This is a genomic window from Campylobacter concisus, from assembly GCF_002914005.1.
In the GTDB taxonomy this organism is placed as follows: domain Bacteria; phylum Campylobacterota; class Campylobacteria; order Campylobacterales; family Campylobacteraceae; genus Campylobacter_A; species Campylobacter_A concisus_N.
This window is the reverse complement of record NZ_POZU01000023.1, coordinates 1-23,392: the sequence shown is the minus strand read 5'-3', so window position 1 is coordinate 23,392 and position 23,392 is coordinate 1. Positions and strand designations below refer to the sequence as shown.

General features: G+C 31.4%; 21 protein-coding genes. 14 read left to right on the top strand and 7 right to left on the bottom strand.

Annotated elements, in window-relative coordinates:
• From CYP54_RS02770 to CYP54_RS10090, 7 genes are all read right to left on the bottom strand, one after another.
• On the bottom strand, nucleotides 1-489 hold a 489-nt coding region (locus tag CYP54_RS02770; protein ID WP_219810466.1), incomplete at its 3' end, for a hypothetical protein.
• A gap of 9 nt (nucleotides 490-498) precedes the next feature.
• The gene (locus CYP54_RS02765) at nucleotides 499-1,407 is read right to left on the bottom strand and encodes a PD-(D/E)XK motif protein (protein WP_103604120.1); all 909 of its coding nucleotides are present in this window, start codon (nucleotides 1,405-1,407) and stop codon (nucleotides 499-501) included.
• Nucleotides 1,400-4,063: a Z1 domain-containing protein gene (locus CYP54_RS02760; protein WP_103604119.1), complete on the bottom strand. Its 2,664-nt coding sequence runs from the start codon at nucleotides 4,061-4,063 to the stop codon at nucleotides 1,400-1,402. Before CYP54_RS02760 ends, CYP54_RS02765 begins: the two co-directional genes overlap by 8 nt.
• The gene (locus CYP54_RS02755) at nucleotides 4,053-5,456 is read right to left on the bottom strand and encodes an ATP-binding protein (RefSeq protein ID WP_103604118.1); all 1,404 of its coding nucleotides are present in this window, start codon (nucleotides 5,454-5,456) and stop codon (nucleotides 4,053-4,055) included. The genes CYP54_RS02760 and CYP54_RS02755 overlap by 11 nt, the downstream gene beginning before the upstream one ends.
• Nucleotides 5,437-6,462 carry a DNA cytosine methyltransferase gene (gene dcm / locus CYP54_RS02750; RefSeq protein ID WP_103604117.1) on the bottom strand — a complete coding sequence of 342 codons (1,026 nt, stop codon included), beginning with the start codon at nucleotides 6,460-6,462 and terminating at the stop codon, nucleotides 5,437-5,439. Before dcm ends, CYP54_RS02755 begins: the two co-directional genes overlap by 20 nt.
• A gap of 224 nt (nucleotides 6,463-6,686) precedes the next feature.
• Entirely contained in the window at nucleotides 6,687-7,592 is a 906-nt protein-coding gene (locus CYP54_RS10095) for a site-specific integrase (RefSeq protein WP_258033634.1), read from the bottom strand.
• Entirely contained in the window at nucleotides 7,555-8,463 is a 909-nt protein-coding gene (locus CYP54_RS10090) for a hypothetical protein (RefSeq protein ID WP_258033633.1), read from the bottom strand. The genes CYP54_RS10095 and CYP54_RS10090 overlap by 38 nt, the downstream gene beginning before the upstream one ends.
• A gap of 742 nt (nucleotides 8,464-9,205) precedes the next feature.
• Here CYP54_RS10090 and CYP54_RS02740 point away from each other — a divergent pair.
• The 14 genes from CYP54_RS02740 to CYP54_RS02675 all read left to right on the top strand — a co-directional run.
• Complete coding sequence (locus CYP54_RS02740) at nucleotides 9,206-10,732, top strand: hypothetical protein (protein ID WP_103604116.1); 1,527 nt, start codon at nucleotides 9,206-9,208, stop codon at nucleotides 10,730-10,732.
• Between the two features lie 4 nt (nucleotides 10,733-10,736).
• Nucleotides 10,737-11,036, top strand: coding sequence for a hypothetical protein (locus CYP54_RS09840; protein ID WP_103604115.1), 300 nt, complete (start codon nucleotides 10,737-10,739; stop codon nucleotides 11,034-11,036).
• Nucleotides 11,006-11,383, top strand: coding sequence for a hypothetical protein (locus CYP54_RS02730; protein ID WP_103604114.1), 378 nt, complete (start codon nucleotides 11,006-11,008; stop codon nucleotides 11,381-11,383). Before CYP54_RS09840 ends, CYP54_RS02730 begins: the two co-directional genes overlap by 31 nt.
• The gene (locus CYP54_RS02725) at nucleotides 11,380-11,664 is read left to right on the top strand and encodes a hypothetical protein (RefSeq protein ID WP_103604113.1); all 285 of its coding nucleotides are present in this window, start codon (nucleotides 11,380-11,382) and stop codon (nucleotides 11,662-11,664) included. Before CYP54_RS02730 ends, CYP54_RS02725 begins: the two co-directional genes overlap by 4 nt.
• Before the next feature lie 238 nt (nucleotides 11,665-11,902).
• The gene (tssJ, locus tag CYP54_RS02720) at nucleotides 11,903-12,370 is read left to right on the top strand and encodes a type VI secretion system lipoprotein TssJ (RefSeq protein WP_103604112.1); all 468 of its coding nucleotides are present in this window, start codon (nucleotides 11,903-11,905) and stop codon (nucleotides 12,368-12,370) included.
• Nucleotide 12,371: 1 nt separating this feature from the next.
• Nucleotides 12,372-13,766 (top strand): type VI secretion system baseplate subunit TssK, encoded by a 1,395-nt coding sequence (tssK, locus tag CYP54_RS02715; RefSeq protein ID WP_103604111.1) that lies wholly within the window; start codon nucleotides 12,372-12,374, stop codon nucleotides 13,764-13,766.
• Between the two features lie 8 nt (nucleotides 13,767-13,774).
• Nucleotides 13,775-14,539 carry a type IVB secretion system protein IcmH/DotU gene (gene icmH, locus CYP54_RS02710; protein WP_085658354.1) on the top strand — a complete coding sequence of 255 codons (765 nt, stop codon included), beginning with the start codon at nucleotides 13,775-13,777 and terminating at the stop codon, nucleotides 14,537-14,539.
• Nucleotides 14,540-15,814: a type VI secretion system domain-containing protein gene (locus CYP54_RS02705; protein ID WP_103604110.1), complete on the top strand. Its 1,275-nt coding sequence runs from the start codon at nucleotides 14,540-14,542 to the stop codon at nucleotides 15,812-15,814.
• 78 nt (nucleotides 15,815-15,892) lie between these two features.
• Complete coding sequence (gene tssB / locus CYP54_RS02700) at nucleotides 15,893-16,378, top strand: type VI secretion system contractile sheath small subunit (protein WP_103604109.1); 486 nt, start codon at nucleotides 15,893-15,895, stop codon at nucleotides 16,376-16,378.
• 2 nt (nucleotides 16,379-16,380) lie between these two features.
• Nucleotides 16,381-17,829: a type VI secretion system contractile sheath large subunit gene (tssC, locus tag CYP54_RS02695; protein WP_054195919.1), complete on the top strand. Its 1,449-nt coding sequence runs from the start codon at nucleotides 16,381-16,383 to the stop codon at nucleotides 17,827-17,829.
• Between the two features lie 7 nt (nucleotides 17,830-17,836).
• The gene (locus tag CYP54_RS02690; protein ID WP_054195920.1) at nucleotides 17,837-18,226 is read left to right on the top strand and encodes a GPW/gp25 family protein; all 390 of its coding nucleotides are present in this window, start codon (nucleotides 17,837-17,839) and stop codon (nucleotides 18,224-18,226) included.
• A complete protein-coding gene (gene tssF / locus CYP54_RS02685; RefSeq protein WP_103604108.1) occupies nucleotides 18,226-19,944 on the top strand; it encodes a type VI secretion system baseplate subunit TssF in 1,719 nt (572 codons plus the stop codon). Before CYP54_RS02690 ends, tssF begins: the two co-directional genes overlap by 1 nt.
• Nucleotides 19,941-20,837 carry a type VI secretion system baseplate subunit TssG gene (locus CYP54_RS02680; protein ID WP_103604107.1) on the top strand — a complete coding sequence of 299 codons (897 nt, stop codon included), beginning with the start codon at nucleotides 19,941-19,943 and terminating at the stop codon, nucleotides 20,835-20,837. The genes tssF and CYP54_RS02680 overlap by 4 nt, the downstream gene beginning before the upstream one ends.
• 78 nt (nucleotides 20,838-20,915) lie before the next feature.
• Nucleotides 20,916-23,392, top strand: a 2,477-nt coding sequence (locus CYP54_RS02675) for a type VI secretion protein IcmF/TssM N-terminal domain-containing protein (protein ID WP_103604106.1), incomplete at its 3' end; no start/stop codon positions are given.

Sequence of the window (23,392 nt, the reverse complement as noted above, 5' to 3'; positions counted from 1 at the left end):
AGATAGTACTTTATTTGGGATACTTGCTAAATTTTTAGTAATTTTTCCATCTGTTATAATAATAAGGCGGATTTTTTTAATTTCATTTTTAATTAAATACGAATATATATTATAGGCCATTGAGTAATGCTCAAAACCCTCCTCCATAGTATCATAAAGTTTTTCGAAACTCCTTAAAAGGAAATTTTCCAGCTTTTTAAATTTTGATTCTATCTGCGCTTTTATGAGAGTTTGTATATCATCACTTTGAAAAAAACAATGCACTAGAAGGCTAAGCTTACCACGCTCTACATCAAAGTCATATCCACTTACTTCCATATCTCTTTTATTGTATTCAGCAATCATATAGTCTTGCGATAGCTCTCCTTCGTCAACAAGAGAGTCACAGACCGACTCAAAAAATGCTTCTTGTTTGCTTATACCTCGGCTTTGGGCTTGACTCACGATATCCTGCATAAAATCTTGATGAAAGTCATCTAAACTAACCATTTTTTGCCTTTAAAGTTTTATTCTCTCCAACAAAAATTCATTGCATTTTAATAAATCTACCGTATATTTTACGTTATGAATTCTGGAATCTATATCTATGGAAGTAATTTTTGGAAATTTATTATCTACATTAAAAAATAAAATTTTATCTATTTTAAATTTTAATAGTTCTACTTGGAAATTTGATTTATAGCCATACGAAAAAAGCTTTTTATAAAATGATTCTACGTCAGCGACCTTTACTTCTATACTCTTTATGATGTCCTCAACACTAAGTCCTTGCGAATTTATAGATAAAGAGTATACTGCGAGATATAATTTTTCTTTAGTTGTATAAAGTTGATAAGCAGATGAAATTGTAACATGTGGTGATTTTGAAGCTTTATACGTTTTAATCTCAACAGCGCAGTCATTAAATAAAAAGTCTTGTTTATCAAAATCTGCCCCAACCCAAGAACTTAATGCCTCTTCAAAACCAACTTGTTTAGCTGCAATATTATTTAAAAAGCTAAGTTCACCAAATAGCCCCATTTGCCTTTCTGCCCCAAAATCATCATCATTTAAAATAAAAAATTTTTTCCATTTTAGGAGTCTTGTTTCTATATTGTCTAAAACATTTTCATTATTATTGCAAGTATTTAAAAGAGAAATAATATCGTTGCAAACCAATACAAATAGTTGCCAATTGGAATTATTGTTTAGTGCTATATAAAATTTGGTAGCATCTTTAAAATCTTTTCTTAGTGTATTTAAACCAATAAATTTTATACTCTTTTTACTAGTTTTTATACAAAAATCTAGTTCAATGCCAAAAGTATATCTTCCATCCAAATCCACTATCCAAAAAATATCATATCTATTGTCACCATTAACCCTTCTTCTGGTATTATTTTTCATATCATTCCAAGGATTAATCATCTTGCTCTTCTAGCTCATCAAATTCCAAAAGCATCTCTTCTTGGCATACTTTATTGATGAAATATTTAATAGTTTGAGAGCTACTACAAACACCATCATTAGGAAAACAAACGCCATAGGCTGGCAATATATTGCAACCAAATCCGATTTGATTATTTTTGGTGTCTAATATATGCAACATTAAAATTGGATTTTTCAAATTTTTTCTTAAAAATGAAGACCTGTCGCCCCTTTTTTCTTTCTTGCTTTGTTCATAAATTTCATCATCTAGTAATGCTTTCTCAGGATCTCCTGCCGATAGTTTTCTATTCCCAAGTTCTATATAATCACCTCTATCTTGCAATTTTGAGCGCTCTTCCATATTTATCCCAAATTTTTCTAAAAACACACCCTTTCCTCCATAAAGAACAACATCCCACACTGTATTCTTATCTTCCAGATATGCCCTTATAAAATCTAACTGCATATGTGCTTTTATAACACTAAAGTTATTTATAAAATTTAATATTTCCATTTTATCTATATTTTTATATATAGTGGCGCTTCCTTTTTTACTACCTCTATTAAGTGATTCTATAAACTCTTTTAAAATATTTAAATTATTATCGTGCAGTTGTGGGTTTTTAGCAAATCTTACTGTTTCTATTAGCTTTCCACTTAAATCCAATGAAATACATTTTTCTTCTGCGTTTTTCATCTTATTTTTGGCTGTAATTTGTAATTGACTGTTTGGATCTTGTCTGACAGCTAGTCCAAAATTATAAGGAGTTAGACCATCTTCCGCCATCTCTTTAAATTTATACATAAGCTCATTTGTAGCCTCAATAATAAATCTAAAATGGGTTTGAATCTCTTCTGGTATATAAATTTTACACAAATCCTCATAACCTTGTCTATACCCGAACCATCTACCCATCTGCATAAGCGTATCATAGAATATGGTATTTCTTATAAAATAACTAACACTGAGTCCTTCTAGGGTAAAGCCACGTGACAGGCTAAGTCCTCCGACTGCAATGACATTTACTCTTTCACCGGTATTGTAATTGAGTGGTTTCTTGCTCTTTTGATGAACCTCTATTACTAGAATACTGGTTGCTATTTCGGATAATTTTTTTGAAATCTCCAACCATGAAAATTCTATATCAAATTTTGTTTTAAAAACATCCTTTAAGTTTAATATCAATCTACTTTGCTCTACACAATTTGGCAGTAAAATAAAAGCATTAATATCATTTTTTAATACTTTTAAATATTCATCTATCAGGCTAGCAATTTTTTCATGCACATCAGAAAAACGACTAATATTAACAAGCATACTATTATGCTTAATTTGACCCCTTAAATCCCTTGTTGCCACATTTAGTATAAATACATTTATAGCCTCGTATAGACTTTGTGGCAATTCGGATATAAGGTGATCTTTTTTATGTCTTAAAGGAATTTTTTCATCATAATCATTAATATCTATTAAATATTTATCAGGATTATCTATAAAAATCTTTTCAGCACCAAAATAATTAGTCGGTGCATCAAGGGCATATATAAAATCTCTTGGAAAAAGATCTTTAGAGATATGCTCATTCATATTTTTAATCTTTACACTTTGCTCATCTTCTATCGTATGATCTATAAAAATATTTGCATAAGGGGTGGCAGTATATGCAACATAGGAGCTTTTTTCAAAAAGTTCCAAAAGAGCCCTTAGCTCTTTATTTATGGTAGTTGGATCGTCTTCCTCTTTTGTGTTTATGGAAGCGTAGTCAGACTCGTCATCTATCAATAACATGGCATGTTTTGAAATTTTATTATTATAATGAGACTTGATCCATCTTATGACATTGGAAAGAGTGCTTGCGTTTTTCTTTATAACCAAAAGTACGGGCGTATTGATATTGTCAAAATTTATACCTTGTGAGTTTTTATGTGCATCTCTTGTATTAAAATCGCTTATTTCCGTAGTCAAGCTAATGGGTTGCATTCTATTTGCATTAAGCAAATCATCAAGTCCAACCCCGACTATTTTTGAGTCATTTTTACCAACAAAAGCCTCATTTATACGAATTTGAGTCTGGTTTCTAAGATTGTTTTTATCTCCAGCAACAATAACTATAAATTTATAACCAATATCGGCAGCCTTACATATCAATGAAGCATAATTTGAAGTTTTGCCAGATTGAACATGCCCTACAACCATACCGTATACGCTAAATTCATTCTCTCTTGGATCTCCAATTTGATTCATTATCATATCAGTATCATCATCTACAGTTTTAATGACTTGCGGAGGCAAGAAGTTTTTATAAAATTTTTCCAATCTATCCCAGTAAAAATTACTATTATTGGCTTTTGTGTTTATGCTATACCAAGACGTATTGCGTCGTTTTTGTTCATCGCCTTTTATTACTAAGCCCGTACTCATCCTTACATTAAAATATTTCTCTAAGTCGTCTTTTAGTTTTTCATAATCATTATCTGAAAAATCGCCGTCTTGGTTAAATATATCAACTTTAATGTCGGACTTAATAAATCTTTTTACTCGAGATATTTCGTTGTCAATATCTTCCTCTTGTAAAACCTCATTCTGTTTAGAGTACTTGTTGGTCAAACTACTTTTTGAAAAATTAAAAACTTCTTCATAAAAACTACATTCCATCCAACGGCTCCTTATATTTTTTAAAAATCTCTATTTTTTTAATTTCATCTTCGCTAAGTCCTATATTTTTTAGATATTCCAGTATTTTAACCGCTTCTGTATTTGAAATAATATCCTCTTGCCTAAAATTATGTGGATTTTGCTGGACCTGTACCTGTATAGCTTCTAATGGTATGCATGCCTCAAGTGATTTTAGGTATAGCTGAAATAGTTCTCTTGTTTGCAAATCCAATAAATCTAATAATTTTTGATGCATTGGATTTTCTTTATTTATTGCAAAATAAATTTTGCTATCTTCGCAAACTAAATCCCAAAATCTAGTAACATTTTTGTCATTTATTTTACGACCACGAGTAGAAAAGGGCTTTACCCCATCTTTTATGGAGTATAGAGCAACTCTTTTGAGCTCTTCTTTCAAGCCAGCAACTGGATTTGCGATAGACTTTTTTACATCAATATTCCACAACTCGTCTTGATCGTTTGAAATTTCAATCTTTATGCGAACAAGCTTTGTCGCATCGCTAGATTTTAGAGTTCCCCACCATTTACCATAGACAAGTAATCTGTGGGCTCTATAAAGATAGAAACCTTGAGATTTTATATAGCCACCTCTTCCGCCATATTTTTCCCATTCCGATGAAGTCACTTTTGAATGATGCGGTAAGATAAATGGGGTAATTTTTATTTCTTTTTCGTTGTATTTAATTATTTCTGTAAATTTTATAAAGGTTGCATCATGTGTTGGATTAAACGGATTAAAAGGTATTAACGGATTATTATTGATGGATATTTTTATTTTTCTTGCGCCGTCAGCACCCTCTAAAAATTGATGAAAAACCAAAGACAAATGCTCTCTTAGTATTTCTAAACATTCTGAAATTTGCTCGATTTTGTCCATATCTTCCCATATGACAAGAGTAGAATTATCGTTTTTATAAAAATCTTTAAAAATTTCAAGATTTTTATACTCACTCAACTCAGGCGTCAAAAGTAGCCATTTATCGCTTTTAGAGATATAGTCTAAGTCCCATTGCTTAATATTTATCTGATTACATTTCTTTGATATAACGGTAAGTTTTTTGCATTGAGAAAATGAAGCCGTTTTAAGACCTAAACCAAATTTACCAAGTGCGATATCATCTCTTTTTTCATCTGGATTTTTTGATGATAGCCTCATAGCTTCTATTAATTCATCTTCGTCCATTCCCGCACCATTATCTAGAATGCAAAAAAACGGCTCAGGATGTTGTATGGCATAAATTTTTATATCATTTGCACCAGCAGATATGCTGTTATCAATTATATCTGCAACTGCCACTTCGAAAGTATACCCTATGTCGCGAAGCGATTTGATAAAATTTGCAACATTTGGATTAATTTCTATCGGATCCATCCAACACCGCTACAATCTCTTTTGCAATTTTTTCAACCATTGGCACAACAACAGAATTTCCAGCCTGCTTATACAACTGTGCTCTTGATATATTTGATGGGAGTATAAAGTCTCTTGAAAAGCCTTGTAAATTAAAGCATTCTTTTGGGGTTAATCTTCTTATTACACCATCATCTAATATAATTGGTATATTGTGTCCACCTGCACCCATATTTGCAGTTAGAGTAGGGCACACATTTGATTTATTAGGGCGAACATAATAGCGTCTATACTGATAAACAATATTTTCATCCACTACACTCTCTATCACTTTGCGGTGAATTTTATTATTTTTGTCGTTATAAATATCAGTCAAGGTAACGCACGAGTTATCTAGAAAGAATTTTATACTTTTTGGTTTCTTATTTGTTTCCTTGGGAATTTTAAACTTGCTAGATAGCAGATTGGCTTGTTTCGCTTCTTTTATATTTTCTTTTATAGGTTTTTCAAATAAATAGTCGTCTTCATCCTTAAAGCCTACAATATAAATTCTTTCCCTTCCCTGTGGTATATCTGTATACTTTGCAGCGTTTAATATAAATGGTATAAAAGAATATCCAGCTCTTTTTATCTCATTTCTAATGGTTTTAAAAGTTTCACCGTTATTATGAGAAGCTATGGTTTTAACATTCTCTAAAAAAAAGGCTTTCGGCCTTAACTCTTTTAGTAATCTTGATACTTCAAAAAAAAGCTTACCACGCTCATCTTCAAACCCTCTGCCATGTCCAGCAAGTGAAAAGGGCTGACAAGGAAAACCTGCTGTTAATATATCTATATCACTTAAATTTTTACCGTTTAACTTTTTAACATCTCCTTCAATGAGATTGGTACTGACGTGATTCAATCGGTAAGTTTTACAAGCATCTTTATCAATTTCATTTGCCCATACAACATTACAATTTGAATTTTTAAATGCTTGGCACACACCACCAACTCCAGCAAATAAACTTCCTACTCTGTAAGTCACAAAAAACCTTTTTAATTTTTATGAATTATATAACAATACTTATAAAATATAAAAGCATTTGGTTTTAGGGTAGTTGGTCTCAAATTCAACTTCTTTTCCTTAAGTGCTGTGCCACATGATATTGTTTTGCGTATAGTTTGCATTTTTATCCTTTATTTAATACCTAAAATAATACTAAATAAGATATAATAATAGTCTTAAAACTCATGCTTTAAAATTTACTCCTATTCATTATCATACGATACCATCTCTATTTTAGCCTTTAGTGTGTTTGCATTAATAGGCTTGGCATAAGTGTTTAGTAAAATTTTATACTGCTTTTCATGTCCTACTATCTGGGCTATAAGGTTAGCTTCTACCTCGCGCTGCACTAGATAGTCTATAAAGTAGTGTCTAAAAGAGTAGAAGGTCTTTTTAGAGTCTTTGTCTATAAACTTTCTTTGAATCTGGCTTCTAAAAATTTCAGAGAAGTCCTTGTTGCTTACCTTAAATATATTTCCGTTTTTCTTACTATTAACATATTCTAACAGACCTAGATCTATGAGCTTACTATGAATAGGCACAAATCTAATGCTATTTTTAGTCTTGGTGGTTTTACTATCGTTTGTATTTATATTAAAGCAGTAAATTCCATCTTTTAAGGCTATATCTTCCTTATGAAGCTGTGTGATCTCTTTTATCCTCATGCCACTATATGCAGCTATCATTGTGACATAATATAGCTCACTAGCCTCTATCCTTGAACTTGGAGATTTTCCACTTTGTTTGATGTTGGTTACTATGTCAAAGATTTTCCTAGCTTCTGATACATCGTATGGAAGCACTGCCCTCTCGCTAGGGTCTACGTCTATCTTGACGTTCATTTTTGCAGTTATGCTTCTGCTTATATAGCCACTATCAAAGCAGTAATTAAAAAACTGAATAACCCTTATCATATATTTTTGGATAGTAACTTCAGAGAGCTTGTCGTCTTTTTCGCTTAGTTTAAGTATTTGAGATAAACTTTTATCTTTGTACTTACTCTTTTGAGCTAGCTTGGTTGGAATTTTATAGAGTAGGTCTCTAAATTCAAGCAAATTATCTCTTGTGATCTTATAAACTGGCGCATCTTCGTTGAAGTATAAAAACAAGAGCTTTTTTTACGCTAGTAACTAGTCTTTGCGTGTCTGGTGACCACTTGTCTACCTTTTTGGTGTTTGTTTCAAAAGTTTCAAATGCGTCTTTTAGACTCTTTTGATCTTCTAAATTTAGGGCTGTAACTTGGTGGCTAGAGCTATATGACGCTCCTTGAGGCACATGCCTTATCTCATACTCTTCCATCATTTGAACACTAGGGCTTATCATACTAAAACTACTCTCATCATCTAGTTTTATCTTGATATTTTTTGGTGGATTTGGGTCCATTATTATATCTTCTATGCTTCTATCACATCTCTTTGTTTTTACTAGCTTTAAATTTGAAGTTGAGCCATACTTTTGATCTAGTATGGCATAAACCGTTTCGCTAATCCTCTTAGCCATAGCCTTAATCTGCCCATCCGTAATAGGCAAACAGCCACTATCTTCAAGCTCTTTTATATTCTCTTGAAACGAAGCTATATCCTTGGCGTTAAATGAGGTAGGTGTGACTTTAGTATCATTAGAGCCATCTTCAAGGAAAAAGTGCTCACGTTTGTCGTAAAAGAGCACACTGCTCTTTTCAAGCTTTGATACAAGATAGTCAAGTGTTAGTATGTTCTTCTCTAAAAGAGTTTGCCCTATACTCTCCTTATCCTTACTACCAAGAGTGCCAGTAGTATTAGCGATATTACTTATATCCTTAATTAAAGTTTGAGGTAGGTCACCATCTATCAAGCTTTGCTTAAAGTAGTCATTGAGCGCATTTAGAAATTCTACATCTAGTTTCTTATTAAGAAGAGAGTGCTCTTTAATGCTCTTGCTAAGTTTTACTTTCATAAACGAATTTACAAAAGATTTGATTATGCTATCGCTAAGATTCATATGAACCGCCCTTTTTATCAGGTAAAGATTATTGTCTAGAATCTTAGCCCTTTTTCTAGCTTTTTCCAAGAGATTTGTGGATGTGGAGAAACAAATTTCTCGCTTTTCGTTAAAAAACTTTCTGATGCTTGGAGTAAGTGTGGCTCTATAATAGTATATGCCGTTTCGTTCCCTTAAGTGGTGTCCCATATTAATTACCAACCGGTCAAAAATGGAACAGTTTTATGTAATCACTAAGCAAAAAATCGTCTAAAGTGCGTATTTCAGGCTTTCAGGAGCTTATATAAAAAACCCTCATAAGCCGGAGGTCGGGAGTTCAAGTCTCCCCCGTGACACCAGAACATCCTATTTTAGGCACTAGCAGTGATGCTTTTGTTCTTTCCCTTTCTTTAAAATTTCCTTTAAGAGTGGAACACTTAGTTACTAAAGTGGGACAGTCTCTTAAAAATTCCAACGATTATAAAGCCATCACCCTTTTAATATCATAAAAATAAATTTGTTTTAAATTCTTGCTTCTAGCTTTTATTTTAGGTTACCTTTAAAATACCCCAAGGAATATCCAGCTACTGCCATTAAGCTTCAGTAAGCTTAACAGTAAAGATGAAGAGCTTCATAGTAGAGCCTTTGTAAAGAATTTTCTTAAAGGCTTTCAAGAAAGCTTTGAGAAAGACTATACCGCATAGCCTTACGTACAAAAAATGAAAGAGGATATAATGACGAAGAAATAAAAGGTTATACGAGTTTGCAAACCGGATCTAGCTATATAAATTTCAAAAACATAACCAATATGAAAGATCTAGTAAAGACCATAACCCATGAAAACCAAAGATCGATGGATATACAAGATCATAGGGATATAAATAAAAATAGAGACGATGATACCAAATACGCATCAAATTTCTCAAACTTTGCGACTAGATATTTCTCTCACGCTCTATGGCTAAACGATAAGAGCTTCTCTAAAATGCCTCTAAGCACGGCCGTAACGCCGAGTATGGTAAATAACAATAAAGAATTTGCAAAGCTAGATAGGAATTTGGGAGCGAATAGAATACTAACAAGCAATGAACATGATCTTGCAATGGAATTAGCATATAGATATAGTAAAGAAAATAACGTACCTTATGCTCAGGCAATAAACCTTTTTATGCTTGCAGCTAAAACGAATGTCGATAAATCTCAAAAAGAGGCCTTCGATCATACCGTATCTACCCTAGAAAGCGCCGACGAAGGCGAGGCGCCCGGGTATAGTATGGTGTTTGATAGGGATAAAATAGATGAGGCGTATAATATATTGACAACCGCTACCAAAGATAGAAATCTATACTTTACCGACTTTTATAAAGAGAGTATGATGAGTTATCCTTTATACACCGCAACTAAAGAGCAGTATGAGGATCAGCATTGGGACCCGGACCATACCATAGGACTAGGAGATGCAAGCGATATACTTGTACCGCTTGCTAAACCTGCCGTCGGCGCCGCAAAGCAACTATCGTCGGCTCTATACTCCGGCTCAAAGAATGCGATAAAAGCTCCGTTTGTAGAGATGCAAGCAAGAATAAACGAAAAACTATTAGCCAATACTCCAAAAGGAGGAAAGTTGGGTAGCGACGGTATATTAAGACATAACGGCAAAGAGTATGTAGCTCATAGTATGGATATAACGGGAAATAAAGTGATATATCAACAATTAGGTAAAAATAATAAACCGGTAGAGGTTTATAAAATTACTAACGATAAAGGTTGTTTAGTGACAGCTTCTAAACCAAAGCTCTCTGCTTCGCAAAGCAGTCCTAGTACTTTAATAAAAGATGCAACAAAAGATATTAAATTTTATGATAGCTCAAAAACCCCAGGTATAGTAGCAGGCGGTATAATCAGTGCAGGTATAGATACATATTCACAGTATACTAAAAACAATAATAGTTTTAATAACTACGACCCATTATCGGCTGTTATAAATACTGCCGTAGGATTATATACGGGCGGAGCTAGTTATATGCTAAGCGCCATAACAAGAAGTGCTGCTGGAAATGCAGCTAGTGAAATATATTCTCAAGTAACTGATCTTTCAAAAAATATGGATGGAGAAAGAGTGATTATTAAGGGTATAATTGGAGCAGGAATGGGAAGCGCAACAGGTATAGCCGGAAAGATAGGCGAGAAGATACCAAGAGGTAGGGACGGTAATTACAAGACCATACTGGAGAATACAGCAGGAGCAGCCATGGGTCTTATGCAGGCCGAAGTAGATAATAGGCAATAAAACAATGAAGAAATTCTTTAAAAAACTATTTTTTACACTTGTTGTCGCTATAATATTCGGTCTTGTTCTAAATGGCTTTTTACGTGTATTAAAATACTTTTTTGGAGAAATTTATTATATAGATGCGATATATGCTATGTGTATATGCGTATCTATATTTTTTATAGCAAAAAACGGTATCAAAAAAAGTGATCTTACTAGCGATAACATTAAACACATGGAGATAAAGTATGGTAGCGTAGCTTTATTCTATGCAGTTATCGAGTCTATCTTATGGGTATTATTAATATACTTAAGAAAATAAATTTACAAGGCAAATTTGGTACAGATATGGTAATAGGTGCTGGTAATTTACTATCAGCAATAGGCAGAGGCGCTTTTGTTAACTCATCTACTGAGCTATACTCTCAGCTTAAAGATAGATCAAAAGATCTAGATGCAGAGAGAGTGGCCGGAAAAGGTTTTGCCGGTGGAGCTTTTGGTGCATTCGGTAATATAGCAGGAAATTTTGGTAAAAACATAAAAGTTGGTGATGGAGATTTACAGACTGAGGCTGAAGCCGTGGCAAGTATATTTACTGGAATAACACAGGTAGCTGCAGATAGTATGAATAGTAAAGATAATAAAAACAATAAAGACGATAAAAAATGAAAAAGGGCGTTCTTCAATTTTTAACAATAATTGCTGGTGTGGCATTTTTGCTTATTTGTTTAAGAATATTAGTTTACTTCTTTGGAGAACACTATGTTGATGCCGTGGTGGCATTAATAATACTTACAAATATATATTACATAATTAAAAACGGCATAAAAAAGAGTGACTTTTCGAAAAAGAATTTGAAAGAAATGGACGTCACGATAGGCGGCGTCTCTTTGATACAGGCTATATTTGTATTTATAATGTGGATTGGTTACAATGCCACAAGAGGGTAAACATAAAAGTGGGCAATTAGGATTTACGGACTGGAGCAAGTATATTTACTGGAATAACTCAGGTAGCTGCAGATAGTATGAGTAGCAAAGATAATAAAAAATAACAAAGACGATAAAAAAGAATGAGAACTGATATAAAAGTTTTGTTTAAGAACATTAATTTTAAAATGAGCATCATCTAAATTTTTTAGATATAATTACGCAAAAATAATATTATTAAAATTAGGTAAAGGAACTCATGAAAAAAATATTTAAATTTCTATCTTTTTTAGTATTTATGCTATTTCTTACAGGATGTGCAAAAGATCTTATTATAAGCAATATGCCAAATTCAAATTTAAACTATCATGGCGATAATGTTCCTATAACTATCATAGCTTATAAATTAAGAGATGTGGCTAAATTTCAAGAAGCTAGCATTATCGATCTAGCCGAGAGAAATGGTGAAATACTAGGTTATGATAAGATTGACTCTATAAAAACACAAATTCAGCCAAATACAAATAGATATGCTTTTACAAATGTATATCCTGATGAAGTTCCGTATGTTGGTATTTTGGTACTTTATGCTGATCAGAGCAAGACAAATATCAAGGCTTACAAGGCTACAAAAGAGATAAAAGAAAAAAATATAGTTTTTGAAATAACAAAAAATGGCGTAAATGTTTTAGACGCTAGTAGCTCTAAAATACAAGCAAGCAAATAAAATGTCTGAAAAGCTAAAAGTCGTTTGGTATAACGGAATGAACGTTGATAAGGTTCATTTCGAGCAGCAAGAAAGATATTTTGAGAGAAATTTAGACCTAAAAACCATCTCTTCTTTTTCAAATTTATATGGTGTTTTAGATTTAGAAATTTCAAGCGATCTTTTGCTTCAAGGCAAAATAGGGCTAACTAAAATTTCTTGTATCTCTCAAGATGGTACGATTTTTAACGCGCCAGATCAAGATGAATTACCAGAACCACTTGAGATAAGCCCAAGTGAGCTAAACTCAGCCATTGTAGTGTTAAAACTACCTATTAGCTCAGGTTTGGTCGATATTAGCTTGCAAAATAATTTACCAAACCTAAAATTTACAGCCAAGCAAGCACTTATCAGCTCAAGAGTGCATGATGAAGCTAGCAACGATATATTAAACGAGCTAGATGATAAAGATGATTTTGAACTATCTTCTGCCTTTATACAAGATAAAGAAAATCTAATCCTAGCAAGCCAAAGATCATCTCTTGGAGTATTTGGCTCAAAGATGCCTTACGAGCTTAGCATACCAATTTGTAAAATAAAAAATATAGACCTAAATAAGCAAATAACACTTGACGAAAAATTTATTCCAACTTGTATTGACATCAGTAAAAACACCTTCATAACAAATTTTATAGAGGAACTTAGTTTTGCTACAAAGCAACATCAAGAGAGTTATTTTGGGTTGTTAGGAGGTGTTGACCAAGCTAAAAATAGACTTGATTTTTCAACGTATTTAACACTAAATATGCTAAAAAAATGGTATTTAATATTCTCTTATTTGTTAAAGAAAGATAAATTTCACCCAGAGTATTTCTATGAAAAATTAGTTGATTTCCAGGCTGATCTGTTGGCGCTTAGTCACGATAATAGTTTTAGTGAATTTATAGCATACGATCACAATAATCTAACTCAAACTTTTGTGCCTTTGATAAATAATCTAAGACTTTTATTCTCACATATCTTATCTCCAAAATATATAATGGCACAAATTGTTAAAAACAATCACGGCTTTTATGACTGTATTTTTGATAATCCAAGCATTATTGAAAACTCAGAAATTTATTTTGCTATTCACAGTGATACAAAAAATGAGTATCTTCTTAAAAATTTCAAAGAGCAATGCAAAATCCATACTCAATCAAATATAAAAGGCATAGTTTCTTCACAGCTAAGGGGTATAAACGTAGAGCAAATTTCTGTTGTTCCTAGCACTTTACCAAAGTTAAACGATTATATCTATTATAAGATAGACAAAAAAGATGAAATTTTTAAAAGCTTTGCAAATCAAAATGTGATTAGCGTTTATATAACGGCAAATTTACCAAATGCTGACATTAAAATGTGGGCTTTATTATAAGGATAAAAATGAACGAAAATCAAAATGAAACCTCAGTTTTAAGTCAAACAAATCTTTTGGGTCTTGGCACAAATCTTGCACTAGATCACGTGCTGCCATTGCTTCTTTTGGCAAATAGGGTTTCAAAATTACAAAATTTTTCACAAAGTGAAATGGCAAATTTACGTGAAAAATTGATAAATGATATCTTAAGCACTACTTCAAAAATATCAAATCTAGGCATTTACGAGGAAGACGATATTATTAGACTTAGATATTGCCTTTGTGTTTTTATAGATGAGAGCTTGCTAAAAAATGAAATTTTTATGAACAGCTTTTGGGCTAATAATACACTGACAACAAGATTTTTTAATGAAAATCTAGGTGGAAATAAATTCTTTGGCATTATGGATAAGTGGTTTGAAAATGTTGGCAAAAATAAAGATTTCTTGGAATTTATATATGCTTGTTTGGTGCTTGGCTATAAGGGAAAATATGAAACCCAAGAAGATTGCAATGAAAAAATCTCTTATCTTTGTGAAAATATAGCTGCGGCCGTTTCTCCGCTCATAAAGGCCGATGAAAATGTATTTGAAAAGAGCTACTTAAAACAGACAAAGAAAAGCTTTCTTGAGGTATTTTCTCTAAAGCGCTTAAAATTTTATTTCATTTTGCTAGCCATTGCTATGATCGCAGCTGCATTTTTATATAGTACATATTCTATGGATCAAAACAATATCAGAAACGATAGTGTCCTAAATAATAAGATAGAGAATTTTATGGATAACAAGTAAGTGCAAGATAATTTTTGTAATAAATTTAATGAAGATTTTTTAGAGAATGAGCTTTATATTAGTTTAACTGATGAAATGTCAAAGTATAAAACTTTGATGCATGATAGCATAAAGTGGGATTATGTATTTAGCTCATCTTTAAAAGCCCTAAGTGAGTTTAGCCTTGATGCTAAGCTTTTAAATTTCTTAGCGATTTCTGCTATAAATTTAAATGACAAAGAGGCTTTTAAGACACTTATAAAAGCCTTTGCCTTTTTTCTATCTATTTTAAAAAAAGAGCCAAATTCGCTTGCAAAAAATGAAAAACAACTACCTGCTAAAAAAAAGATAATAGCTCAAACAATAGAGCTTTTTACGCAAGCTAATGATAAGGCTTTGGATCAAGCTGACGCAAAAGCTTTTAATGATCTTGTGCCTGAGCTTTCGCAAGAGCTTGGTACACATTTTGATACGCTTTATATAGAAGAAAAAAAAGAAGAAATTTTAAAAGCTAAAGAGCCAAAAGTCATTACTAAAACTGAGCCAACTTACCATCAAAACGTTTCATTTAGCAGCAATGACATTAGTATATTTAATGATAGAGAATTTAGAGAATATTTTATAAATTTATCACTAATGCTTTTAAAGAGTGATATTAAAAATTTTACCGCTTATACTTTAATTTTTGAAGCAATGTGGGGCAGAATAAAGGCGCTTCCATCAAGTAGCGATCAAATAACACAGATACGTTATCCTGATGAAAATCTAATTATGCTTTTTAAAAAAAGTAACGAACTAAATCTTGACAACTTAGAAAAATTTATAAGAAATTTAGCACTTAACCCATTTTGGATAGAAGGCATTAAGATATTTTGCGAGTTTTTAAATAGTGCTGGGCTTGCAAGGCAAAGCGATTTTGTTTGCGATATGGTTTTAAATTTTGTTGATAAATTTCCAGATATAAAAAAGCTCAAATTTCAAAGCGGAGAATCTTTTTTTAGTGAAGAGATAAATAAATTTTTTATTAAAAGTAATTCTTTGGAATTTACTTCCAGTAGTGATAGTAAAAAAGATATGAGTTTTGAAGATCTAATAAAAGAACTAGATAAAAGCAAGCATGCTTCAAGTGCTCAAAACGAGCTTAATTTTATGCTTGAATTATCAAAAATTTTTACTGCTCAAGGTATGAATAATAATGCAAAAGCTACCTATGTACAAATAGTTAATTTCATAGAGAATACCGAGCTTAAAGATTATTTATCAGACATATATATAAAGGCAAAAACATTTGTGTGATAAAATATGTTTTTTTAAATCACCTTTAATTTTATTTAAATATAATTCTTAAATCATTTACGAAAAAAGGATGTTACTATGGCAGACAATCTAATCCCACCAAAAGAACGCATAAATATAGTTTATAAAACTAAGACAAATGACCAAGAGGCCGATGTAGAGCTTCCATTAAAACTTATGGTAGTTGCAAATTTAACTGGTGAAAACCAAACTCCACTTGAAGATCGTGAAGTGATTTCTATCAATAAAATAAACTTTGATCAGGTCATGAAAAGCTTAGATATTCATACAAATTTCTCTGTAAAAAATAAGCTAAATTCTAATAATGAAGACTTAAATGTTGATCTTGATTTTGAAAGCATCCATGATTTTAATCCAGATAATATTATAAATCAAATTCCTGAGCTAAAAAAACTTTTGCAGCTTAGAAAAGCTTTAGTTGCATTAAAAGGTCCTATGGGCAATATGCCTGATTTTAGAAAAGCGGTTTTAGAAGCTATAAAAGATGAAGATAGTAGAAAACAACTTCTTTTAGAGATTAAAGACGAACAAGATAAGGAATAAAAATGTCTGAAACTAAAGTTAAAACTCCTATCATTGAAAGCATAATGCAAAGGAGTAAATATTCAAAAGATGACGAGAGTTATAGCGTTGTAAAGCAAGGAGTTGCTGAGTTTATTTCAAATATAATCACAACAAATAATGCTGAAGATAAAATAAATAAGCTCGCACTTGATGAGATGATAGCTCACATTGATACCCTTTTATCTGCTCAAATGGATGAAATTTTGCACAATAAATCTTTTCAAGAGCTAGAATCAACTTGGCGTGGAATTAGGTTTTTGGTTGAGAGAACAAATTTTAATGAAAATGTAAAAATTGATCTTTTAGACGCCACAAAAGAAGAAATTTTAGATGATTTTGAAAACAACCTAGATATAACTCAAAGTACACTTTATAAACAAATTTATTCAGCTGAATATGGACAATTTGGTGGTGAGCCAGTTGGTGCGATAGTGGCTGATTATGAGCTAGATAAATCAAATCAAGATATGACTTTTTTAAATAAAATGTCATCAATTGCTGCAATGAGCCATTCACCGCTTCTCACATCTCTTTCTGCTAAATTTTTCGGACTTGATAATTTTGGTGAGCTTGAAAATATAAAAGATCTAAAAAGCATGCTAGAAGGCCCACAATATACAAGATGGAGAACTTTTAGAGAAAATGAAGATGCAAAATACACAGGATGTATGGTAAATAGATTTCTTACAAGATCTCCTTATGTGCCAGAAGATAATCCTATAAAGAGCTTTAATTATAGAGAAACTGTAAATAATCACGATGATATGCTTTGGGGCAATGGAGCTTATGCGTTTGCTACAAGGCTTACAGATAGTTTTGCTGATTATAGATGGTGCGGCAATATCATTGGGCCAAAAGGTGGCGGTGCTGTAAAAGATCTTCCAACTTACACTTACGAAAATTATGGAAGTGTCCAAACAAAAATTCCAACCGAAGTTTTGATCACAGATAGAAGAGAATTTGAACTTTCAGAAAATGGATTTATTGCTCTTACTTTAAGAAGAGATAGCAATAACGCTGCATTTTTCTCTGCAAACTCTGCGTTAAAGCCTAAGATTTTCCCAAATACTCCAGAAGGTAAAGCTGCTGAGACAAATTTTAGGCTCGGAACTCAACTACCTTATGTGTTCTTGATTTCTCGTTTGGCTCATTATCTAAAAGTGCTTCAAAGAGAAGAGATAGGTACATGGAAAGAGCGTAGCGATGTTGAGCGCGGCTTAAATGAATGGCTAAGACAATACATCTCAGATCAGGAAAATCCACCAGCAGATGTTAGAAGTAGAAGACCATTTAGAAGTGCAAAAGTAATCGTCAGTGATATAGCCGGCGAGCCTGGATGGTATAAAATAGAGCTTTTGGCTAGACCTCACTTTAAATTTATGGGAGCAAATTTCGAGCTTTCTTTAGTCGGAAAACTAGACAAAGAGTAAGCTTGCTATGTCGCTGATAGATAAAATTTTATATGAATTTAGTGATGAATCAAAACTACGTCCATATTTTAAAGATCTAGACAGCGACATAAAAGATCACATTGATACCATTTTAAACTCTAGACTTGGTAACTACGGCCGATTAAATGATAGCATTATTGATCTTTGGTCGATGGGTGTTGAAATAAATGAGCTTGGTCATAAACTTGGCATGGCGATATATGAACTAATCAGCTCAAATGAGAATAGAATAGAAGTAACATCTATCGGATACGATGACTCACTAAAGCCTTGGCGTATCATCTTTAATATAAACTACAAGCATAAAAACGATAATTTCAAAGAGTATTTGTTAAAAGTTATTTTTAAAAACAATAGATATTGTGAGATTTTATAATGGATTATAATGAAAATAATCTAGCTTATTTTCAAAAAGAGATAGCATATCTTGATGAAACAAGAGCCCTTTTTATTAAAAATTTTCCAAAAGTAGCACCCTTTTTAGATACTAAAAGCAAAGATCCTGATGTTGAGAGCATAATAGAAAATATGGCTATTTTAACATCTAGGATCAGGCAAGAACTAGATGAAAATATCCCACTAATCGCTGAGTCTTTGGTAAATATCTTAATGCCAAGCTATACAAATCCTTTTCCATCAGTTTGTATGCAAGAATTTACCTTAAGAGATGACTTCTCTGGGACAAAAGAATTTATACCAAAAGGAAGTATAGTTGAGTCAAAGCAGATCAATGGCATAACGTGCAAATTTCAAACAATCTTTGACATAAATTTGCTTCCATTAAAGATAGCAAAAGCTTTTATGTCAAACAATAAGAGTGATTATCTTCTAAACTTAAATATAAGCGTTACAAAGGACGAGCTTAGCACTAAAGAACTTGATATAGACTTTTTAAATTTATATCTTGGAGATAATGTTTACTTCTCTTCAACTCTTTTGATGTGGCTAAAAAATTACTTGAAATTTATTACAATAAGTTTTGAAGATAGCGATCAAGAGATAAAGTTAAGCCCTGATAAACTTAGTTTAGATGAGTTTGATGAGCGTTTGATAAAGAGTGATGAGTTTGGATTTGAAGCATTTGAGCTTTTAAAAGAGCTATCATTTTTTCCTTCAAAGTTAAATTTTATGCGATTAAACGGCCTTAGCTTTCTTAAAAATTTTTCCGCAAAAAGCTTTAATATTAAATTCATATTTTCAAAAGATATGCCAAGTGGATATGTGCCAAGGCTAGAGTATTTTTCTCTTTTTGCTACGCCTGCAATAAATTTATTTGCAATGAGTGCCGAGCCTATTTTGAATAACAATAGGCGAAGCGAATATAGAATTTTTCTAGATCGCTCAAATATCGATGCTTATGAAATCGTTTCAATCAATAAGGTGGTCGCTCATGGCAGTAATAATGAAAAAAGGATATTAAAAAACTATAAAAGTTTTGAGAGATTTGAATTTTTAAATGATGAGCGAGCAAAAGATTATTATTTTGTCAGCAATAAAACAGATATAAAACTAAACTCTTATAAAGAAATTTCCTTTTTTAAAAGTGACTCTAAAGATCAAACCATCAGTATAGATGCACTTTGTTGCAATGGTGATTTGCCTTGTAAGCTAAGACTTGGTGAGATAGATAGAGTGTTATCCCATCAAGGCGTAACAACTAAAAATTTAACCATTCCAACTAGTGTAAAGCGAGTAAAAATAGATGGAAATCTTCTTTGGAAACTAGTTAGCATATTATCTTTTAGCTATCAAAGTATACTAGAGAAGGGCTCTTTTCTAGCACTTCTTAATACCTTTAGCGCGCCAGATGATGAGTTTTTTAAAAAATTTGCAAACTCGCTTTATGATATAAAAACAAAGCAAATTTATAGAGTTGATCAAGGCTTTGCAAAAAGAGGGTTACTTTGCATATTCTATATAGATGAAAGTGAATTTGAGAGTATCGGAAATGTCTATGCTTTAGGTATAAATTTGGCTAAATTTTTATCAAAATTTGTATCAATTAATTCATTTTGTGAGCTCAAAATAAAGTGTATAAAGAGCAAAATTTTGCTTAATTATGACTTTTTAGGTGGTACAAAAAAATTAATATGAACAAAGAACTAAATCAAGCTTCTTTTTTTAAGTTAGTAAAAAACTGCCTAAAGCACCACGATAGAAGAGATATTTTTTTAAAAAATAGCCCAAGTTTTGCTTATCCGATTAATGAGCTTGAGAGCTTAAATAAAGAGGAAGCAGTAAAAATTGTCGTAAATTTTATGGGTCTTTTGGGAAGTGGCTCGCATCTTACAAGCTATATCTTGGAGAAGATTTCAAAGAGTAGCGATAATAATTTCGAGAAATTTTTTGACTTTTTTGACAATTACTTGCTTTGGCTTTTCTTTGATAGCATTAGTCTAAAAAATTATGCAAGATCCTTTGAAAAAGAGCTTGATGATAAAATTTCAAAGATTTTATTGGATATATTAAACATAAGTAATAAAAAATTAGCAAAAAAATTCTTACCATTTTCTCCGCTTATTATTAGCCAAAGAAGGCCTAAAAGAGAGATTGAGTTTGCTTTGCAGCGTCATTTTAATTTAAAAAATAAACTATTTTTGCTGGAAAATTTACCAAATCAAATTTTTATATCTCCTTCAAATTTAAATTCGCTTGGTATCAAAAATAGGACTCTGGGTAGAAATTTTATACTTGGTAAAAAGCTTTTTGAGAAACAAACTAAAATAGCAGTTTATATAAATGGCATAGATTATGAAGAAGCTATTGATTTTTTTCCAAAAAGAAAAAAATTTAAAGAGCTTCAAGATACTCTTATCTTTTTTACAAACAATGAATTTGTTGCCGATTTATACATAAAAATAAACTATTCTCCAAAGATGCAATTAAAGCTTGGAATGGATGAAAGTTATAGTAAAATAGGCCTTGGTGCAAGGCTTAAAAGTAATAAAAATATGTCAAATTTTATAAAATTTAGGCTTTGCTCTTAAATTTTTAGATATAAAATCTAAAATATTTGTTATTATTACATTAAAGAAATATATTTATTTGTAAAAGGATGTGCATCAATGGCATTTATCGATTACCTAAGAAGATTTTTTGTCTTTTTTAGATTTAAACACAGCACCATTTTGGTAGCTTCTATTGCATTAAGTATCTTATTTTGGCTTTATGCTCCACTTATAGCTTTTAATGATGTATATAGCTTTGCTAGCATAAGTTCAAGAGTCACTATATTAATTGCATTTTGGGTAGTTATTTTATTTTTTGTTTTAATCAAACCATTAATGCACTATTTAGCATCTCAAAAAGATGAAAAAAATAATAAGCTAAAAGAGATCAAAAAAGAGTCTATGGATAGTTTTGGTAAGGCAAAAAGAAATTTTATGCTTTCTTTGAAAGATGCCAAAACAACATGGAAAAAAGATATAAATTTCAAAAAATTACCTTTAATAATGATAATGGGTAACGAAGGTGCTGGAAAGAGCGCATTTATAAACTACTCAAATATCGAATTTCCGCTATCTGATAGTTTAGATACTTCTAAAAAAATACATAAAAGTACGACAAACTTTAATCTTTATATTTCAAAATTTGGTACACTTTTAGATACTGAGGGTATACATTTTGCACAAGAGAGCTTGTACCAGCCAACAGCTACTGAAGAGCTTCCTGAAGATGATGTGGATAAAAATAGGGATTACTTGCTTAAAAAAAGTATCTGGAGTGAATTTTTACACTTTTTAAAACGAAATGATTTTAACGCTAGATTAAGTGGCGCGGTTTTAATCATAGATACTAAAAAATTCCTCGAAGGCACGCAAGAATATTTTGATGAATTAATTAGATATATGATAAAAAGGGTTAATGATTGTGAGAAACATCTAAATATTAAATTCCCTATTTATATTGTTTTTAGCAAACTTGACTTAATAGATGGTATGGGAGATTATTTCAGGCTTTTCAATGAAGATGTGGCAAATAAAGCTCTAGGAATAAACTTAGATCCAAATTTCTCAAAACAATCACTAGAAACTGAACTAAAAAACCTAAGCGAGTCACTATTTAAACATCTCATGAGTAAGAACTCGATTTCGCATTTATTGGAAGATAAAAAACGTTCATATCTCTTTTTAAAACAACTTGATAATTTTTTTGCTTTAGTGAAAGATTTTGTAACAAAGCTAAGCTCTCAAAATGCACTTAAAAATAGCTCAACCATAAATGGAATTTATTTCGTCAGTGCTTATCAAGAAAATATACCTATAAACTACCTTACAAACACTATTTGCGATAGATATAACATCAAAAAACCACTTTTAAGAGCAGTAAATAACTATAGCAAACAAAGCTATTTTGTAAAGTCATTTTTAAAAGAGATAGCTTTTAAAGCCAACTTAAATAAATTTGGTGCTCAAAATAGATTTACAAAATTTGCAAATTTTGTTTTAGTAGCCATACTTTGTGCCGGAGTATATTTGGGCGCTAGTTTTATTCTAGATACCAAAAACATAAAAGAGCAAAATGCTATAAATAATGCAAATAAAATTTCTTCATACCTTGATGGTAAAAAATACAAGGATCTCTCTCCAACACAAAAGATTGAGCTTCTAAATTTACTAAAACAAAGTCTAAATGACTATCCAAGAATCTTTAGCGGTGATACTAAATTTGAGTATATAACACTAGATACTTCGTATAAAGGCTTCACTCCAGTTAAAGCGCTTTACTATGATTTGAATGCTGATTTTTTTAAAAATACAGTTTTAACTGAAATGGAAAATATACTAAAAAATGAAAGCGATCCAGATAAGCTAATAAAAGCATTTTATATGTATGATTCGCTCTTTGACAAAGATTACACAAATGTGGATTTATTTAAAATTTGGATTAGTACAAACTGGGATAAATTTGAAAAATATGGCGTTGCAAAAGATGAATTTTTATCTCATATTGAGGCTATCTTAAAGGCAGAAAATTTAAATATAACCGCAGATACAGTTGCTCAAAGTATAGCAAATACGAGACTATCACCTGTTCAAAGAGCACAAAGACTCTACTACATACTTGAGTTCATATCATTCAAAGACGATAAATCTTTTTATGATATTAAAAAGGATGTAGAAAATTTATACACAGTAGTCCAAGAAAAAGAAGCATTTAAGCCATTTAATAAAATTTATACAAAAGAAAATTTAAGAGATTTCTTATCAAAGCTTAGCTCAAACATAGATCAAACAGCTGGAATAGAATCTTGGCTAATGGAGACAAATTCTTCTTTAAAGGATATTAGCTCAAATGATAAGAAAGAGCTAAGCATTGCCGTAATAGAGCTTTATTTGCAAAATTATGCTGATAAGTGGAGCCAAATTTTAAGAGAAATAGAGCCAAATGAATTTAGCACAAAAAAAGAGGTTATAGAAGAGCTTGATATCTTGTCAAAGAGAGAAAATCCTTTAAATTCTTTAATAAAATTAACTAATCAAAAAACAAATTTAAATGATGAGAATTTACTAAAATATATCAATTCTATAGGATTTGCTTT

Coding starts and splice junctions, on each gene's coding strand:
- tssC (WP_054195919.1), top strand. CDS start 16,381: ATGTCTGAAACTAAAGTTAAAACTCCTATCATTGAAAGCATAATGCAA.
- CYP54_RS02760 (WP_103604119.1), bottom strand. CDS start 4,063: ATGGAATGTAGTTTTTATGAAGAAGTTTTTAATTTTTCAAAAAGTAGT.
- CYP54_RS02730 (WP_103604114.1), top strand. CDS start 11,006: ATGGGTATTATTAATATACTTAAGAAAATAAATTTACAAGGCAAATTT.
- CYP54_RS02725 (WP_103604113.1), top strand. CDS start 11,380: ATGAAAAAGGGCGTTCTTCAATTTTTAACAATAATTGCTGGTGTGGCA.
- CYP54_RS02765 (WP_103604120.1), bottom strand. CDS start 1,407: ATGATTAATCCTTGGAATGATATGAAAAATAATACCAGAAGAAGGGTT.
- CYP54_RS09840 (WP_103604115.1), top strand. CDS start 10,737: ATGAAGAAATTCTTTAAAAAACTATTTTTTACACTTGTTGTCGCTATA.
- tssK (WP_103604111.1), top strand. CDS start 12,372: ATGTCTGAAAAGCTAAAAGTCGTTTGGTATAACGGAATGAACGTTGAT.
- tssB (WP_103604109.1), top strand. CDS start 15,893: ATGGCAGACAATCTAATCCCACCAAAAGAACGCATAAATATAGTTTAT.
- icmH (WP_085658354.1), top strand. CDS start 13,775: ATGAACGAAAATCAAAATGAAACCTCAGTTTTAAGTCAAACAAATCTT.
- tssF (WP_103604108.1), top strand. CDS start 18,226: ATGGATTATAATGAAAATAATCTAGCTTATTTTCAAAAAGAGATAGCA.
- CYP54_RS02755 (WP_103604118.1), bottom strand. CDS start 5,456: ATGGATCCGATAGAAATTAATCCAAATGTTGCAAATTTTATCAAATCG.
- CYP54_RS02690 (WP_054195920.1), top strand. CDS start 17,837: ATGTCGCTGATAGATAAAATTTTATATGAATTTAGTGATGAATCAAAA.
- tssJ (WP_103604112.1), top strand. CDS start 11,903: ATGAAAAAAATATTTAAATTTCTATCTTTTTTAGTATTTATGCTATTT.
- CYP54_RS10090 (WP_258033633.1), bottom strand. CDS start 8,463: ATGAATCTTAGCGATAGCATAATCAAATCTTTTGTAAATTCGTTTATG.
- CYP54_RS02680 (WP_103604107.1), top strand. CDS start 19,941: ATGAACAAAGAACTAAATCAAGCTTCTTTTTTTAAGTTAGTAAAAAAC.